The sequence below is a fragment of the Campylobacter sputorum subsp. sputorum genome (assembly GCF_008245005.1).
In the GTDB taxonomy this organism is placed as follows: Bacteria; Campylobacterota; Campylobacteria; order Campylobacterales; family Campylobacteraceae; genus Campylobacter_F; species Campylobacter_F sputorum.
In genome coordinates this window covers 1,318,235-1,335,071 of sequence record NZ_CP043427.1, presented here as the reverse complement: position 1 = coordinate 1,335,071, position 16,837 = coordinate 1,318,235, and the positions used below count along the sequence as shown (strand labels likewise).

Below are 16,837 nucleotides of genomic sequence, written 5' to 3'. Positions count from 1 at the left end.
AACCTCTTAACAAAAGGTTTATTTTATCAAAATTTCACTTTTAAGTAGTTTAATTGTTTTTAGTTAAAAACTCATCTATCATCTTAAGTTTTCTTCTTTTTATCTCTTTGCCGATATTTTCGCCACTAAACCCATCTTTTATAACATCGCTTGAAGATATATCTGTTTTAAAAGTATTATCATAAATTCCTAGATTTTTTGCTATACTTACAAGTTCTTTCGTATCTAATCCAAGCCAGTTAGAAAGCGGCATTTCAAGGCTAGTTATAAGAAGATCTTTTTTTGTTGGATTTGCAAAAAATGGCTCATTTAGTATTTTTTTATATTGAAAAGATAAATTTAAATGTTTTAAAAGTTTTGATTTATTGCATTTTGTTATATTTGAAAATTTATATAAAAAATACATCTGGTTATTAACAAGCTGAAACCCATCATTTAAATTTTGACAAATTTTTTCAAATTCGTTTTTTGTTATTTCTATACCAAAAACAATCGAACAAAGATTAAGTTCATAGAGGTACTTAAATGCTTTTTCTTGAAACTTTCCTTTAAACATTTTTATAATTTCAAGGCGAATTCTATCTTTGCTAAGATCGTTTAAATCAATATTTTTCATAATTTCAAAGCTGTTTTTATCTATGGTTAGATTAAATCTTGATACAAACTGGATAGCTCTTAAAACCCTAAGGCTATCTTCTTTAAAACTATTTTCATCAATGATTTTTAAAATTTTATTTTCTAAATCATTTTTTCCACCCCAAAAATCCAAAAGTTTTCCATCAAATATATTTAGCATAAGAGAATTTATAGTAAAATCGCGTCTTTTTGAAGCTAGTTTTTCATCATTGCAAATACTAACTTCAAAAGCTTTGTGACCACGACCTATCTTAGTTTCAGTCCTTGGAAGAGAAATATCGATATTTTTATATTTATAAACAAAATAGCTTTTACCAACGCCAACTGCACCGATTTTTTGCATTAAAAGTTCAAATTTATCTTTAGAAATATCATAAACTTCTATATCATAATCGCTATTTTTAATATTAAGCAGTTTGTCTCTAACGCTGCCGCCAACAAAGTATGCTCTATTTGTGTATGGTTTTAGAAAATTAATAACTTCTTTTAACTCGCTATTTTCGCAATTCATCTAGTCTATTTTCGATACTAGCAAGCAAAAACTCTAAAAATTTTATTGTTAAATCTAGCCTTAAACTTATATCGCCTTTTGTGTTTTCGTTTAAGCCTTCAAATAACACTAAAATTCTCTCTTTTGTATTTTGTAAAAAAATCTGCTCTTTTGTGTTATTATCGCCATCTATTTGATTAAGCTCTTGTTTGATTTGTGCTATATTGTGTGCATTATCATCAACTTTTTGCTCACTTTTATATATTTGCTGTTCTCTTTCTTGCTCTAACTCTGCGCTGATTTCATAAGCTACGCTTTTTGCTAAGTCTTCTAGTTTCATATCTTTATCAACCATCTTTTAAATTCGTTTATCTCTTCATCAGTTTTTAAATTTACAAAAAAATCAAGCATATACTCATTTACATCTTTATATTTTTTTCTAAGCCCGGAAATTCTGCGTATTGCATTTGTTGCATCTTTGTTATGTGGATCTGATTTTAATATATTTTTATATACTAAAAGTGCATCATCTTTAAGACCTTGGGACTCATAAATAAGAGCCTCTGTTATGGTATTATTTCTCATATCTTGTTACATAATCAGCTATAATGCTGCCTATTTCACTGGTTGTGCATATTTCTTTAGCACCAAATGCTGCTAAATCTTTTGTTCTATAGCCATCTTTTAAAGTTTGTTTTACAGCATTTTCTATACATTTTGCTGCATCTTCTTCATTAAAAGCATATCTTAGCATTAAAGCCGCACTTAGGATAGTTGCCATTGGATTTGCTATACCTTGATTTGCTATATCGGGTGCACTTCCATGAATCGGTTCGTAAATGCCAACTTTACCACCTATACTAGCACTTGGCAAAAGTCCGATAGAACCACAAATCATACTTGCTTCATCACTTAAAATATCGCCAAATAGGTTTTCTGTTAAAATCACATCAAATTGTTTTGGATCTCTAATGATTTGCATTGCAGCATTATCAACATACATAAAACTTAGTTTTACATCCGTATAATCCTTTGCTGCTTCATTTACAACTTCACGCCATAAAGAGCTTGTTTCAAGGACATTTGCTTTATCAACAAGACATAAGCTTTTTTTTCTTTTTTGTGCTATTTCAAAGCCTATTTTTGCTATTCTTTGTATCTCTTGTTTTGAATAAATCATAGTGTTATATGCTTTACCACTCTCTTGTTTTCTTGGTTCGCCAAAATATATTCCGCCGGTTAATTCTCTAACAACTATAAAATCAACGCCTTCTACAACTTCTTTTTTTAAATTTGAGGCGTCTATTAACTCATCAAAAATTGTCGCAGGTCTTAAATTTGCAAAAACTTCTAAATTTTTTCTAAGTTTTAAAAGCCCACTTTCTGGTCTTTTATCACGCGGTAGATTGTCCCATTTTTCTCCGCCAATTGCACCAAAAAGCACAGCATCGCTACTTAATGCTTTTTGCAAAGTTTCATCTGGAAGTGGTTCACCAAATATATCATAAGCAGCCCCACCCATTTGACAATACTCATAATTAAACTCTATATCAAATTTCCCACTTATAGCATCTAGTACTTTTATAGATTCATCTATGATTTCAGGTCCTATTCCATCACCTTTTATTACGCAAATATTGTATCTTTTCATAAATTAACCTCAATTTTATTTTATTAAATCTTTAGCATACTCTATCAAGCCACCGCAGTTTAAAAGCTTTTGCATAAACTCTGGAATTGGCTTAAATTCATATGTTTTTTTGGTAGTTAAGTTTTCAATCATTCCATCATTTAAATTAATTTTGATTTCATCGGCTTCATTTATCTCATCTGCATTAGCAATTTCTAGTATCAAAAGACCAGTGTTGAAACTATTTCTATAAAAAATTCTTGCGAAAGATTTTGCTATAACGCAGTTTATACCTGCTGCTTTTAATGCAAGAGGGGCGTGTTCTCTGCTACTTCCACATCCAAAATTCTCTCCAGCTACTATAAAATCGCCTTTTGAAATTTTAGATGAGAAATCATAAATAGCATCTTCCATTATGTGTTTAGCTAAGATACTTTCATCTGAAGTATTTAGGTATCTTGCTGCTATTATTATATCTGTATCTATGTTGTCTCCGAATTTCCAAACTTTGCCTTGCATAAAACTACCTTTTTTTAAATTTATATATTCTATCAGAAATTTGTTTTTAAAATAATAAAATTTACCAAAATATCATCCATAAAGCAACTATGCTAAGAAGAATAGCCGAAAGTTTTTGAACTATTGATATGTATTTTGTGATAAACTTTTTTAAAAAAGTTCCTCCAAGCGCATAAACCGAAAATGAAAAAAATTCTATGCATAAAATTATAAAAATGAGTAAAAACATTTTTGCGTTAAAAGGATTGGATTTGTCTAAAAATGGCGGTAAAAGAGCTGCAAGAAATATCCAAGCTTTAGGATTTGTAATGCATGCTATAAAGCCTTGCATAAAAAGTTCTTTCGCATTTAGTATGTGTGTAACTTTGCTATCTTTGATTTTAGAAGTGGATATAAAAATTTTAAAAGCAAGATACAATATATAAATTCCGCCACAAACTTTTATAATCTCAAAAATAAAAGGTTTTTTAATTATAATAATTCCTATGCTTGTTGCGCTTAAAAACGCCACTATTCCAAGGGCTAAAACAGAACCGCTTATCATAAAAAGTGTTTTTTTATAGCCTATTAAAATCCCATAATTTAGAGCTAAAGTCATATTTATACCAGGTAAAAATGATGCCATAAGAAAATTTGATACAAAAAGTAACCAATCCATCAAAAATCCTTTATAATTATGGAAAAATCCCATAATTATATTTTAACTTTCTTTAAATAATTTAAAAGCTATATTTTTAGTTCGCGAGTTGATATCTTTATCTTTTTGAGTTGCTTTTATTTTTGTTACATATTTTTCTAAAAGATCATGGCTGTTTATTTTAAGCTTATTTTGAGCTGGCACAACTTGTGTATATTCTCCATCTTCTTTAAGTTCATAAGCTAAAACATTATCTCTTAGTTGAATGTGTAAAATCTCTTGTAAAGTATTTTTATGTTTTTGTTCATAAATAGGTGTCATAAGTTCAAAGCGACGCTCCAAATTTCTTGGCATCCAATCAGCGCTAGATATGTAAAATTCTGGATTTGAGTGTTTAAAATAAAATATCCTTGCGTGTTCAAGGTATTTACCGATAATAGAGCGAACTCTTATATTTTCACTTAAATCTTTTACTCCTGGTTTTAAGCAACAAATTCCGCGTATTATGAGATCTATCTTAACTCCTGCACTACTTGCATCATAAAGTGCATCTATCATATCACTATCAACAAGTGCATTCATTTTTGCTATGATTACACCTTCACTTCCTTTGTCTTTTTCATTTTTTATCATTTCAAGTAGTCTTGATTTGATTTGCATTGGCGACATAGAAAGACTATTTAAAGTTCTATTTTTGCTATATCCAGACAAGATATGAAAGAAGTCTGTGGAATCTTTTGCAAATTCTTCTTTTGTGGTAAAATAACTAATATCTGTATAAATTTTAGCACTTCCGCCATTGTAGTTTCCGGTTCCAAAATGCATATAAAATTTAAGTTTGCCATTTTGTTGGCGTATGATTTGAGTAACTTTTGCATGTACTTTAAATCCAGCAATTCCGTATATCACATGTGCACCTGAGTTTTCAAGAGCTTTTGCCCAATGAAGATTGTTTTCTTCATCAAATCTAGCTTTTAATTCAACCATAACAGTAACTTGTTTGCCATCGCTTGCTGCATCTATTAGCGACTGAACTATTGGCGAGTTTTTTTCAACCCTATAAAGCGTCATTCTTATGGATATTACTTTTGGATCTTTTGATGCTTCTTTTATAAGAGTTGCCACTGGATCAAAACTTTCATAAGGTTGATATGTCAAAACATCGGTTTTATCAAGAGTATCAAAAATGGATACATTTTCATCAAATGGCTGTAATACTTTTGGTGTGTAAAGTGGCAAACCAAGATGTAAGAAGTTTTTATTGCCAACTATTTGCCAAAGTGAATCAAGTGTTAATGGTATGGAGTATTCATATATATCTTTTTTGAAAATTTTCATATGTAAATTTAAAAATTCTAAAATTTCAGGATCGGCATTAGCTTCTATTTGAAGTCTTACAAAAGCACCTTTTCTGCGAAGTTTTAATCCTTGTTCTAATATCATCATAAAATCATCAGCTTCTTCTTCTTCTATTACAATATCTGCGTTTCTTGTGACTTTAAATGTTGCTGAGCTAATGATTTTATATCCTGGGAAAATCTCTTCGGCATGTTTTCTAACTATGCTTTCTATTGGCACATAAGTAGCGTCATCTGCTTCAAAAAATCTCGGAATTACTCTTGGAATCCTTATCATTCCAAATTTAACATGATCACTATGTTCTGGATCAATGATTTTTACAGCTAAAGAAAAACTAAGGTTGTTTAGATGAGGAAATGGGTGTGTTGAATCAACCGCAATAGGGACAATAACTGGCATTATGTTTGAGAAAAAATACTCATCTGCTTTTTGTTTTAAATTTGCGTTTAACTCATCATAATTTTTTATAAAAAGACCATTTTTAGAAAGTTCTTTTGTAATATTTTTATAGTGGTTTTCAAGGGTAATTTTTTCATTTTTAAGATATTCTCTTATCTCTCTTAACTGATCAATTGGTGCCATTCCATCGTTGCCGCTTACTACAACTCCAGCTACAAAAAGTTGTTTTAAACCAGCTATTCTAATCATATAAAACTCATCTAAATTTGTTGTATAAATAGCTATAAATTTAAGTTTTTCCATTAATGGGATATTTTTATCACATTGAGATAAAACCCTTGAGTTAAATCTAAGCCAAGAAAGCTCTCTATTTATATAATCACTTTTGTCTTTTGCCATAATTTTATTCCTCATAGATAAATTTCATAGTTTGCATTTTACCTAGTTTTTGCTTGATAAAAGTTTTATTTGATTAAAATGTTTCTAAAATGTAGTTTTAAATTTTTCTTAGTTTTGCAATCTCATCACGAAGTGCCGCTGCTTTTTCAAACTCAAGCCTAGAAGCAGCTTCCATCATCTGTTTTCTAAGCTCTTTTACTATTTTAGCTCTCTGGCTTGCTGGCATTTTTTCGCTATTTTTGCTAACTCTGTAAATTTCTGCTCCATCTTCTATTTTTAAGCTCTCTTCGATGTTTCTTGTAGCACTTTTTGGTGTGATATTGTTAGCTTTATTATACTCATCTTGAAGCTTTCGTCTTTTCTCTGTTGTATCAATGGCTTCTTTCATAGATTTTGTTATTTTTTTACAAAACATCACAACTTCGCCGTTTAAATTTCTAGCAGCTCTTCCTATGGTTTGTATAAGGCTTGTTGTAGAGCGTAAAAAACCTTCTTTGTCTGCGTCCATTATTGCAATTAAAGAAACTTCTGGCAGATCAAGTCCCTCTCGGAGTAAATTTATACCTATTAGCATATCATAATTTCCGCTTCTTAAACCTCTTATCAGCTCGTTTCTCTCAATAGCATCTATATCTGAGTGCATGTATTTTACTTTAAGTCCAAGTTCCAAGTAGTATTTTGTAAGCTCTTCTGCCATTTTTTTGGTTAAAACTGTTACTAGAATTCTATCGCCTCTTTGAATTACCTCTTTTGCCATATCATAAAGAATTTCTACTTGATTATCGCTATCTTTTAGTGTGATTTTTGGATCAAGAAGTCCAGTTGGTCTCATAATTTGATGAAATACATTTTTTCCGCTTAGTTCTAACTCATACTCATTTGGTGTAGCTGAAACAAATAGAAATTTAGCCTTTTTTGATATAAACTCATCAAATTTCAAAGGGCGGTTATCAAGAGCTGAGGGAAGTCTAAAACCATACTCTACAAGAGTTTCTTTTCTACTTCTATCTCCTGCATACATACCGCGAAACTGGGGCAAACTTACATGGCTTTCATCAATTATAACAAGATAATCATCAAAGTTTATCTCATAATAATCAAAAAGTGTGTATGGTGTTTCACCAGGTTTTTGTCCTGTTAAATAACGAGCATAGTTTTCAACACCTTTTGTCGACCCTGTTGAGCTTAGCATTTCAAGATCAAACTCGACTCTTTGTTTTAATCTCGCATACTCTACAACCTTACCTTCTTTTTGAAAATACTCAAGCCTATCTTCAAGCTCAGCTTCAATGCCTTTTATAGCCTCTTTTAGTCTATCCATACCAACTATAAACTGACTTGTTGGATAGAGTATAAATTTCTTAACCTCTTTTGTTTTTTTGTTTTCTAGCACATCAAAATGATACATATAATCTAGCTCATCTCCAAAAAACTCAAGCCTCAATGCTTCATCGTTATGGTAAGCTGGGTAAATATCTATAGTATCGCCATTTACTCTAAAATCACCTCTATCAAAGTAAGTATCATTTCTTTTATATCCCATTTCAACCAGTTTTAAAAGTAATTTTTTTTGACTTAAACTTTTTCCTAGTTCAAAATACATAACCATACCTTGATACTCTTTTGGATTTCCAAGACCATAGTTTGCAGAAACCGAGGCAATTGTTATAACATCATCATAGCTTAAAAGTGAAGCTGTCGCACTTAGTCTTAGACGCTCTAACTCTTCATTTACTGAGCTGTCTTTTTCTATGAAAAGATCGCTCCTTGGTATATAAGCTTCTGGTTGATAATAATCATAATAGCTTATAAAATACTCTACATGATTTTTTGGAAAAAATCCCTTAAATTCACTATAAAGTTGTGCTGCTAAGCTTTTATTGTGCGTCATTATAAGAGCTGGCATATCTAAATTTTTAATGATATTTGCCATACTAAAAGTTTTGCCACTTCCAGTAACACCAAGCAAAGTTTGAAATTTATTTCCTGCTTTGATAGATTTTACAATGCCGTCTATTGCGTTTTGCTGGTCTTTGTTTGGAGAAAATTTACTATAAATTTCAAAATTTTTCACTTACTTTCCTTATTATAAAGCTTTTTATGTTACAATTATAAGATTATATCACAAAGTGAGGTTAAGAATGCTTGAAAATGACAATATACTAAATGGTTTAACAAGTAAAGTTAATGAGCTATTAAATAAATATGATGAGATGTGCAAAGAAAACGAAAGGCTTAGAAATGAGCTTGTAAGCGTAAAAGCACAAAATGAAGCAAAATCAAATCAGATAGAAAGATTAGAAGCTGATTTAAAAGATAAAAATATCGAATCAGATGATGTTATCAAAAAGATAGAAGCAGTTCTTGGTAAATGAAAAAAATAGTCATATCGGTAAATTCTCGTGATTATACAATCACATTAGAAGATGAATTTGCTGTGGCTTTTGAAAGAGATATGCAAATTTTTCTTGATGGCAAAAAGACATTTTCGGTTAAAGATTTACTAACTGCATTTGTGCAAAAGTGTCAAGAAAACTACTTTCAAGATAGAGAGTTAAAAGAGCTTATAAAAAATATAAGCGATGAGTTAAAAAATGACAAGGATTATGAATGAAAAAAGGTTTTTCTTTAATAGAGCTTATTTTTGTTATAGTGATTTTGGGAATTTTAGCTGGTGTTGCCGTGCCAAGACTTACAGCAACTAGAGATGATGCACAAATAGCAAAACTTAAATCAGATGTAGCGGCTATCCAAAGTGGTTTAACCTTGGAGCGTAGCACAAGAATGATGAGAGGCGATATGAGTTGGCCTGCTGCACTTAATACAAAAAAAGACAACACTGGTGCTGAAAAGGATTGCGGTAGCCCATTTTGTGCTGTTACGCAAAATGCTATAAAAGGTGCTTGGAACACAAACGATGGCTTAAAATATGAGTTTAAATTTAACAAGAGCACAACTTTAAATTTTGTTTATGATAAAGACAATGGAACTTTTGATTGTTCTGATGAAAAATGCAAAGGCTATTTACATTAAATTTCTAAGGCTGAGTTTTGTTTTATTATGAAGTAGCTATATTAGGCTCAGCCTTAAATCCGCTGACATATGAAAGCAAAAACGAGTTTTTAGATGGCGATATAGTAAATATAAATTTACGAAACAAAAGCTCTCTTGGTGTGATAATACAAGAGGTTAAAAAACCATCTTTTAAAACTCTACCAATAAGCTCAAAAAGCAATCTTAAATTTACACAACTTCAGATAAACTTGGCTAAATTTATATCGTATTATTATTCGAGTTTTCTTGGTGTAAGTTATGATTTGTTTGAGCCTTATAGTGAATTTAAAAATACAAATTTATATATACAAAAAACTCCAAATTTAAATGAAATTCAAAAAAAAGCTTTTGAATTTATAGATAAACACGATGTTTCGCTGCTTTTTGGAGATACTGGAAGCGGCAAGAGTGAAGTGTATATAAGTCACATAGCAAAGGCTATAAATTCTGGCAAAACTGCACTTTTTTTGATGCCAGAAATTTCTCTTACTCCACAAATGCAAAAAAGATTAAAGCAGTATTTTGGAGATAGTGTAGGGGTTTGGCACTCAAAAATTAATAAAAATAAAAAGGCTCAAATTTTATCAAAACTTCAAAATGGAGAGATCAAATTAATCGCTGGAGCTAGATCTGCTCTGTTTTTACCATTTAATAATCTTGGATTAGTTATAGTTGATGAAGAGCACGATGATAGCTATAAATCATCATCAAATCCACATTATAACGCTAGAGATTTAGCTATCTATATATCTAAATTTGGAGTTAAAGTTATATTAGGTTCTGCAACACCTTGTATAACAACTATACAAAAGCAGCCGTATTTTCGTATGAAAGGCACATTTTTTAAGAGCAAAAAAGAGTATATTTTTGATGATAATGAGACATCAATTAGTGAAGTTATCATAGAAAATATCGCAAAATGCTTGGAGCGCAAAAAACAAATTGTTGTGTTTTTACCAACTAGGGCAAATTTTAAATTTATAACTTGTAAAAGTTGTTTTAGCACGATAAAATGCCCATATTGTTCAGTTTCCATGAGTTATCATAAAAGAGAAAATATGCTTAAATGTCATTATTGTGGCTATGCTACTAAAGTGCCTAAAATTTGTGATAAATGCGGTGGCGATATGTTAGAGGCAAAAAAAATCGGCACAAGTGAAGTTTTAATCAAACTTAGTGAAATTTTTCCAGAGGCTAAAATTGCTAAATTTGATAGAGATGAGATAACTACTCAAAAAAAATTAGAAAACATTCTAAAAGATTTTAATGATAAAAAAATTGACATTTTAGTTGGCACACAGATGTTAAGCAAGGGGCATGATTATCATAATGTCGAGCTTGCTGTTATTTTAGGGCTTGATGAGTATTTAGAATATAGCGATTTTAGGGCTAGGGAAAAAACGCTTGCTTTAGCAATGCAGGTTGCAGGCAGAGCAGGAAGATTGGAGTATGGAAAAGTTATATTTCAGACAAAAAAAATAGATTTTTTTAAAAAATTTATAAGTGATTATGACTCTTTTATAAATGAAGAAATTACATTTAGAGATCCGTTATATCCGCCATTTAGCAAACTTATGCGTATAAATATATTATCTAAAAAAGATGAGGAAGCAAATTTTATATGTTTAGAATGTGTGAAAATTTTAGAAAAATTTCTTATAAAAATGGATGATTTTGAGATAATAGGATATGGCAAATCCCCAATAGAGCTTATAGCGTCAAAATTTAGATACAACATACTTTTAAGAGCAAAATCACATAAACCACTCATAAAAATTTCAAGTTTATTACAAAATAAAAATATAGATATAGACATTGATCCGATAAATTTTAGCTAATTTACTAGCTTTTAAGTAGAAGTTTTGTAGAATGATTTACATTTTTTTTAGGGTTGCTAATGAGAATATTATTTATTTTTTTACTACTTATAACATTTGCTTTTTGTGAAAATGAATCAAATTTAGAAGAACTTACTTGGCCAAATGGCGAAACATTTACCAATTTTTTGGAAAATAATTCTTTGCCTCTTAAACTTTATTATAACTCTTCAAAAGAAGATCAAGAGCTTTTAAGCGAGATTTCATCAGGAACAAGTTTTCAAATTTTAAGAGATGATGAAAATATGATTTCGCAAGTTTTGATACCAATAAATGAAGAGCTTCAAATACATATTTATAAAAACAAAGAAAATTTATATGAATTAGAGTTTATACCTATAATTTACAATGAAGAAAGTCAAGTTTTAAGCATAAAAATTCAAACCTCCCCATATCAAGATATTATAAACGAAACAAATAATAAAATTCTAGCAGACGCTTTTATAAATGTTTTTAGGAAAAGTGTCGATTTTACGAAGTTAAAAAAGGGCGATAGTCTTGTTATAGCCTATACTCAAAAAAGAAGACTTGGTAGGGTTTTTGGCTATCCTGAGATATCTTTAGCTATGATAGAAACAGGTGGCAAAAAATACACACTATTTTTATTTGAGGGAAAATACTATGATGAGAGCGGTAAGACAAATGAGACTTTATTTCTTATAAAACCTGTAAAAAATGCAAGAATATCATCTAGATTTACTAAAAAAAGATTTCATCCGATACTAAAACGCTACAGAGCCCATCTTGGCGTTGATTATGCTGCACCAAAAGGAACTCCGATAATGGCAGCTGGCAATGGAAAAGTTAAATTTGTTGGAACAAAAGGTGGATATGGTAAAACGCTAATTATATCTCATGATTATGGCTATGAAACTCTTTATGCACATTTAAACGGTTTTGCTAAAAATATAAAAAGAGGAAAAAAGGTAAAACAAGGAGAGATTGTTGCTTATATAGGAAATACCGGAATGTCAACAGGCCCACACCTTCACTTTGGACTTTATGCTGGTAAACAAGCAATAGATCCAGAAAAAGTTGTTAAGATACAAAGAGATTTGTTTAAAGGAAAGACAAAAGAGCAGTTCCTTGCTTTGGTTAAAGATGGTAAAAAAATTATAGATGAGCATTTGCAAAATCCTAAAAATCCACAAAAAGAAGAGGATTTTAGTAACTTTATGACTCTTTAAGGAGTATTGATGAGTGAAGAACTACAGATTGCTAAAGAGCAGCTTGATTCGCATTTTGAAGAAGAGCTGGAAGATGAACTCAGTAGCACCGATATAGCAGAATACCTTAAAACCATAAAGAAAAATGATGATGAACAATATGAGGAGTATTTAGAAAAACTTGACCCAGAAGTGTTGGGTGAAGTTGCTATGGAGATGCCAGATCACATGATAAAAGATGTGATCGAAATACTTCCAAAAGATAAAGTGGTAGAAGCTATTGAAGAGCTTGAGAGTGATGATCAAGTAGAGCTTTTAAAATATATAAAAGACATAGATGATAAAAAAGCTAGAGAGCTTTTTAATGAGTTAGATGAAGAAGATCAAGCTGACATACTAAAACTTTCTATATATGAAGAAAATGAAGCCGGTGCGTATATGCAAACCGAGCTTTTTAGTGCAAGATCTGATGAGAGTTTAGAAAGTGCCATCCAAAGGCTCAAAAAACTAAAAGAAGAGGGTGAACTAGAAGACATTTATCAACTTTTTGTAGTTGATGAAGAAAATAAACTAAAATACTCTATCCCGCTTTATGATCTTATAACTTGTAATTTTAAAGATACGATAGGGGACATAGTTAAAAACGCCCCAGAAGATGAATATAAACCACACTTTGCACTAGATAGTGATAATATAGAAGATGTTGCTACCGATTTTCAAGAGTTTGACCTTAGTGTTTTACCTATCATAAATAGTAGCGGTGTTTTAGTCGGTAGAATAACAACTGATGATATTCATGATTTTATACAAGAAAGTGCGACCGAACAAATTTATAATCTTGCTGGTCTTGATGATGAAGCAGAAGAGGAAGATGACACTATATATAAAGCTGGTTTATCAAGAGCTTCATGGTTATTTTTAAATTTAGGAACCGCTCTTTTATCTTCTTTTGTCATAAGTTTTTTTGATGCTACAATAGAGTCTTTTGTAGCACTTGCTATATTAATGCCAATAGTAAGTGCAATGGGCGGAAATGCTGGCACTCAAGCACTTACTGTAACAGTTAGAAAATTAGCTCTTGGAGAGATAGAGTTTAGTGATGCAAAATATGTTTTAAAAAGAGAGATTAGCATAGCTGTAATTAATAGCATTATTTTTGGCATCCTTCTTGGCATAGTATCTGCTGTATGGTTTAAGACGCCTATGCTTGGAGTTGTTATATGTAGTGCTATGATTATAAATTTATCTTTATCTGGATTTTTTGGCGCGATAATACCAATGACACTTAAAAAATTAAAAATAGATCCAGCTGTTGGCTCATCAGTGTTACTTACAACTTTTACTGATATTATAGGTTTTTTAAGCTTTTTAGGACTTGCAACATGGATACTAATATAACAAATTTTAAAATAACTAGCTTGAAAAGTGATAAATTTATAAAACTATTTAGTGTTGAATTTACTCAAAATGGCGTAAATAGAACTTGGGATTGCATAGATATACACGATAGTGTTTCTGTATTGCTTTATCATAAAAGTAAAAATGCGTTTTTGCTTGTAAAGCAGTTTCGTCCGCCACTTTGGCACTATCAAATGAAAAATGGTATCAAAAGTGATGAGCCTGGTTTTTCGTATGAATTATGCTCTGGCATAATGGATAAAGGCATAGATGCGAAACAAACAGCCATTGAAGAAGTTGAAGAAGAAACTGGATTTAGGGTAAGTAATTTGCAACATATCATTACAACTTACGCATCGTTTGGCGTTTCATCAAATAAACAAAGTCTGTTTTTTGCTTTTATTGATGATGATATGAAAGTATCAAATGGCGGCGGTATTGATGATGAAAGCATAGAGTTGGTTTATATAGAGAAAAATAAAGCTATGAGTTTTGCTTATGATGAAAGCAAGGCAAAAGCGGCTAGTTTGATATTTGCTTTTATGTGGTTTTTTGAAAATAATATGAAAAGTGCTTGATTTGTTTTTTTGATATTTTTTCGAAATATTTAATTTCAAGGAATGAAAATGTTTATCAAAAAAAACAAAAATTTTTTAAGAAAAATTGGAATTTGAAAAACTTCAAAAAGAAAATTCTGAGTTAAAAGCACAAAATTTAGAGTTAAAAGAGCAAATTTCTAATTTTAAAGAACAGCTTTCTAAAACTAAACAAGATGATGATTTGGATAATTTTAAAAAAGAAATATCTAAATCAATGCTTACTAACAAAAGACAATATATCTATCATTCAAGGCGATTTAGCTAAAAATGTCGAAGATATCATTGAAATTAGAAATAATGCTGAGCAAACTGGTATAAATAGTTCTGAAATAGAGAATTTTACTAATTCCATAATGGCAACTTTTGAGCATATTTCTCAAACTTCAAACGAAACCTTGATGGATTCAGAAAATTTACATAAAGTTGTTGATGAAATTTCGCATGTAGTAGATTTGATAAAAGATATATAAGATCAGACAAATTTGCTTGCATTAAATGCTGCCATAGAAGCTGCAAGAGCAGGGGAGGCCGGAAGAGGCTTTGCTGTGGTAGCAGATGAGGTTAGAAAACTAGCTGAAAAAACACAAAGTGCTACAAGCGAAGTTGAGGTTAATATAAATCTTTTAAAGCAAAAATCAAATGAAATTTCTAAAGATAGCAGTAAAGTTTCTGGAATTATAAATGAATCAAGTTCTAAAATGGTGGATTTTAAGTCAAAATTTGCTATTTATATCTCAAATTCTAGAAATCTTATGGATAATGCTATAAAAAGTTTTCAAATTTTAGCAAAACTAGATCATGCTCTTTTTAAAATAAACGGCTATGGAAAAATTTTAACAGATAATGTTGAATTAATGAGTGATCATCAAAATTGTCGTCTTGGAAAATGGTATAGTGGTATTGGCAAGGATGTTTATGGCAAACTGCCTTCATTTGTAAAAATAGAAAATCCTCATAAAAATGTGCATGATTTGATAAATGAATCATTAGAGTTGTATGCCAAGAAAGAAAATTTTAATCAAATTATTTTAAATTTACAAAATGCAGAAATTCAAACAAAAGAGCCGTTTAAATATTTTAATGAACTAATCAAAGAAAATGAAAAGATAAATAGCCTATAAATAGGCTATTTTCTAATGTAAGAAATGGCGAATTCCCGTAAAATACATAGCTATACCAGCTTCATTTGCAGCTTTTATAACTTCATCATCACGGATTGATCCACCTGGTTGGATAACTGTTTTTACACCAACTTTTGCTGCTATATCAATGCTATCTCTAAATGGGAAAAACGCTTCACTTGCAAGTGTGCATCCTTGTAAATCAAGCCCCATATCTTTAGCTTTGGCAACAGCAGCTCTTGCTGCATCTACTCTACTTGTCATACCCATACCGATTGCTACCATTGCACTATCTTTTACATAAACAACGCAGTTTGATTTTGTAAGAGCGGCTATTTTCCACGCCATTTGCATATCGGTAAATTCACTTTGATTAGCTTCTCTAGTAGTAACGCATTTGGCATTTTTTACTTCATCGTCTTTAACAAAATCACGCTCTTGATAGACAAATCCGCCATCTACATGTTTAAAATCAAATGTTTCGTCGTTTCTTTCTAGGAATTTATTTTCTTGCGTGAAAATTTTGGTTCTTTTTTTATCGCTAAAAACCTCTAATGCTTCATCTGTTACATTTGCTGCGATAATAACTTCCATAAAAGTGCCTTTTTCGTGAAGTTTTAATGCAAGTTCTTTATCTAGTGTGCCATTTATCGCTATAACACCACCATAAGCCGATACGGGGTCGCATTTTAGAGCCTCTATGTAGCTTTGAAGTAAATTTTCTTTTATGGCAAAACCGCAAGGATTTGCATGTTTGCAAATAGCAACAGCTGGTGCATCTCCAAAGCTAGTTGCAAGCATTAAAGCTCCGTGAATATCGGTAAGATTGTTAAAACTAGCCTCACCTTTTAAGGCTTTAAAATTTTGAGTAAAATGGTTGTCAAACTCGTATAAAGCCCCTTTTTGATGAGGATTTTCGCCATATCTTGTATCAAATACTTTTGAGCCAGTTATGAATTTTTTAGCACCAAAGCCTGAGTTAAATCTTTTATTCATATAATTTGCTATCATAGCGTCATAACTAGCGGTATGCTCGTAAGCTTTTATCATAAGGTCTCTTCTAAATTCGTAATCAACACTGCCAGTTTTTAGCATATTTATAATGTTTTCATAATCAAGTATATCTGTAACTATCAAAACATCTTTGAAATTTTTAGCAGCACTTCTAACCATAGTTGGTCCGCCGATATCTATATTTTCTATAATCTCTTCAAAATCATCGGTTCTAGCTATGGTTGCTTTAAATGGATATAAATTTACACATACTAAATCTATGCCAAGAACCCCGAATTCCCCCGCTTGTTTTACATGATTTTCATTGTATCTTTTGTATAAAATTCCGCCATGAATTTTTGGATGAAGAGTTTTAACTCTGCCTTCAAACATTTCTGGGCTTTTTGTAAAATCGCTAACTTCTACGGCTTTTATACCATTTTCTTTTAAAAGCTTATATGTGCCACCTGTGCTTAAAATTTCATAACCTAGGTTTTCGAGTTCTTTTGCAAACTCAACTATACCATCTTTGTCGCTAACGCTAAGCAATGCTCTCATTT

Annotated in this window: 19 protein-coding genes and 1 pseudogene; 11 read left to right on the top strand and 9 right to left on the bottom strand. The window is 30.8% G+C overall.

What is annotated here, in order from left to right:
• Nucleotides 1–49 precede the first annotated feature (49 nt).
• The 8 genes from CSPT_RS06810 to uvrB form a co-directional block, all read right to left on the bottom strand.
• On the bottom strand, nucleotides 50–1,147 hold the full coding sequence (locus CSPT_RS06810) for a tRNA nucleotidyltransferase/poly(A) polymerase-related protein (RefSeq protein ID WP_089182895.1): 1,098 nt from the start codon (nucleotides 1,145–1,147) through the stop codon (nucleotides 50–52).
• Nucleotides 1,131–1,466: a CiaD-like domain-containing protein gene (locus CSPT_RS06805; protein WP_089183341.1), complete on the bottom strand. Its 336-nt coding sequence runs from the start codon at nucleotides 1,464–1,466 to the stop codon at nucleotides 1,131–1,133. The genes CSPT_RS06810 and CSPT_RS06805 overlap by 17 nt, the downstream gene beginning before the upstream one ends.
• Complete coding sequence (locus CSPT_RS06800; protein WP_033916103.1) at nucleotides 1,463–1,711, bottom strand: hypothetical protein; 249 nt, start codon at nucleotides 1,709–1,711, stop codon at nucleotides 1,463–1,465. The genes CSPT_RS06805 and CSPT_RS06800 overlap by 4 nt, the downstream gene beginning before the upstream one ends.
• Complete coding sequence (leuB, locus tag CSPT_RS06795) at nucleotides 1,701–2,777, bottom strand: 3-isopropylmalate dehydrogenase (RefSeq protein ID WP_089182894.1); 1,077 nt, start codon at nucleotides 2,775–2,777, stop codon at nucleotides 1,701–1,703. Before leuB ends, CSPT_RS06800 begins: the two co-directional genes overlap by 11 nt.
• Before the next feature lie 15 nt (nucleotides 2,778–2,792).
• A complete protein-coding gene (locus CSPT_RS06790) occupies nucleotides 2,793–3,275 on the bottom strand; it encodes a 3-isopropylmalate dehydratase small subunit (protein WP_089182893.1) in 483 nt (160 codons plus the stop codon).
• A 61-nt stretch (nucleotides 3,276–3,336) separates the two neighbouring features.
• The gene (locus CSPT_RS06785) at nucleotides 3,337–3,933 is read right to left on the bottom strand and encodes a LysE family translocator (RefSeq protein WP_161492091.1); all 597 of its coding nucleotides are present in this window, start codon (nucleotides 3,931–3,933) and stop codon (nucleotides 3,337–3,339) included.
• Nucleotides 3,934–3,975: 42 nt separating this feature from the next.
• Entirely contained in the window at nucleotides 3,976–6,069 is a 2,094-nt protein-coding gene (locus tag CSPT_RS06780; protein ID WP_089182891.1) for an RNA degradosome polyphosphate kinase, read from the bottom strand.
• A gap of 97 nt (nucleotides 6,070–6,166) precedes the next feature.
• Complete coding sequence (uvrB, locus tag CSPT_RS06775; RefSeq protein WP_089182890.1) at nucleotides 6,167–8,143, bottom strand: excinuclease ABC subunit UvrB; 1,977 nt, start codon at nucleotides 8,141–8,143, stop codon at nucleotides 6,167–6,169.
• Between the two features lie 67 nt (nucleotides 8,144–8,210).
• Here uvrB and CSPT_RS06770 point away from each other — a divergent pair, with 67 nt between their 5' ends.
• The 11 genes and pseudogenes from CSPT_RS06770 to CSPT_RS09380 all read left to right on the top strand — a co-directional run bounded on the left by CSPT_RS06770 (nucleotide 8,211) and on the right by CSPT_RS09380 (nucleotide 15,284).
• Nucleotides 8,211–8,444, top strand: a complete 234-nt coding sequence (locus CSPT_RS06770; protein WP_089182889.1) for a coiled-coil domain-containing protein — start codon at nucleotides 8,211–8,213, stop codon at nucleotides 8,442–8,444.
• Nucleotides 8,441–8,683: a hypothetical protein gene (locus CSPT_RS06765; protein ID WP_089182888.1), complete on the top strand. Its 243-nt coding sequence runs from the start codon at nucleotides 8,441–8,443 to the stop codon at nucleotides 8,681–8,683. The genes CSPT_RS06770 and CSPT_RS06765 overlap by 4 nt, the downstream gene beginning before the upstream one ends.
• Nucleotides 8,680–9,102, top strand: a complete 423-nt coding sequence (locus tag CSPT_RS06760; protein ID WP_089182887.1) for a type II secretion system protein — start codon at nucleotides 8,680–8,682, stop codon at nucleotides 9,100–9,102. Before CSPT_RS06765 ends, CSPT_RS06760 begins: the two co-directional genes overlap by 4 nt.
• A 17-nt stretch (nucleotides 9,103–9,119) precedes the next feature.
• Nucleotides 9,120–10,961 (top strand): primosomal protein N', encoded by a 1,842-nt coding sequence (locus CSPT_RS06755; RefSeq protein ID WP_089182886.1) that lies wholly within the window; start codon nucleotides 9,120–9,122, stop codon nucleotides 10,959–10,961.
• Between the two features lie 59 nt (nucleotides 10,962–11,020).
• Nucleotides 11,021–12,187, top strand: a complete 1,167-nt coding sequence (locus CSPT_RS06750; RefSeq protein WP_181892277.1) for a peptidoglycan DD-metalloendopeptidase family protein — start codon at nucleotides 11,021–11,023, stop codon at nucleotides 12,185–12,187.
• 9 nt (nucleotides 12,188–12,196) lie between these two features.
• Nucleotides 12,197–13,564: a magnesium transporter gene (gene mgtE / locus CSPT_RS06745; protein WP_089182884.1), complete on the top strand. Its 1,368-nt coding sequence runs from the start codon at nucleotides 12,197–12,199 to the stop codon at nucleotides 13,562–13,564.
• Nucleotides 13,549–14,142: an NUDIX domain-containing protein gene (locus CSPT_RS06740; protein ID WP_089182883.1), complete on the top strand. Its 594-nt coding sequence runs from the start codon at nucleotides 13,549–13,551 to the stop codon at nucleotides 14,140–14,142. The genes mgtE and CSPT_RS06740 overlap by 16 nt, the downstream gene beginning before the upstream one ends.
• Before the next feature lie 85 nt (nucleotides 14,143–14,227).
• Nucleotides 14,228–14,428 (top strand): hypothetical protein, encoded by a 201-nt coding sequence (locus CSPT_RS09520; protein ID WP_143297558.1) that lies wholly within the window; start codon nucleotides 14,228–14,230, stop codon nucleotides 14,426–14,428.
• Nucleotides 14,337–14,633 (top strand): hypothetical protein, encoded by a 297-nt coding sequence (locus tag CSPT_RS06735; RefSeq protein WP_089182882.1) that lies wholly within the window; start codon nucleotides 14,337–14,339, stop codon nucleotides 14,631–14,633. The genes CSPT_RS09520 and CSPT_RS06735 overlap by 92 nt, the downstream gene beginning before the upstream one ends.
• Nucleotides 14,616–14,825: pseudogene (locus CSPT_RS09515) on the top strand (methyl-accepting chemotaxis protein); the annotation flags it as partial. The gene CSPT_RS06735 and the pseudogene CSPT_RS09515, both read left to right, overlap by 18 nt.
• Before the next feature lie 36 nt (nucleotides 14,826–14,861).
• Nucleotides 14,862–15,284: a CZB domain-containing protein gene (locus CSPT_RS09380; protein ID WP_149051366.1), complete on the top strand. Its 423-nt coding sequence runs from the start codon at nucleotides 14,862–14,864 to the stop codon at nucleotides 15,282–15,284.
• Nucleotides 15,285–15,296: 12 nt separating this feature from the next.
• Here the strand turns inward: CSPT_RS09380 and purH are convergent, their stop codons facing one another.
• The gene (purH, locus tag CSPT_RS06725) at nucleotides 15,297–16,835 is read right to left on the bottom strand and encodes a bifunctional phosphoribosylaminoimidazolecarboxamide formyltransferase/IMP cyclohydrolase (RefSeq protein ID WP_089182880.1); all 1,539 of its coding nucleotides are present in this window, start codon (nucleotides 16,833–16,835) and stop codon (nucleotides 15,297–15,299) included.
• Between the last annotated feature and the right edge of the window lie 2 nt (nucleotides 16,836–16,837).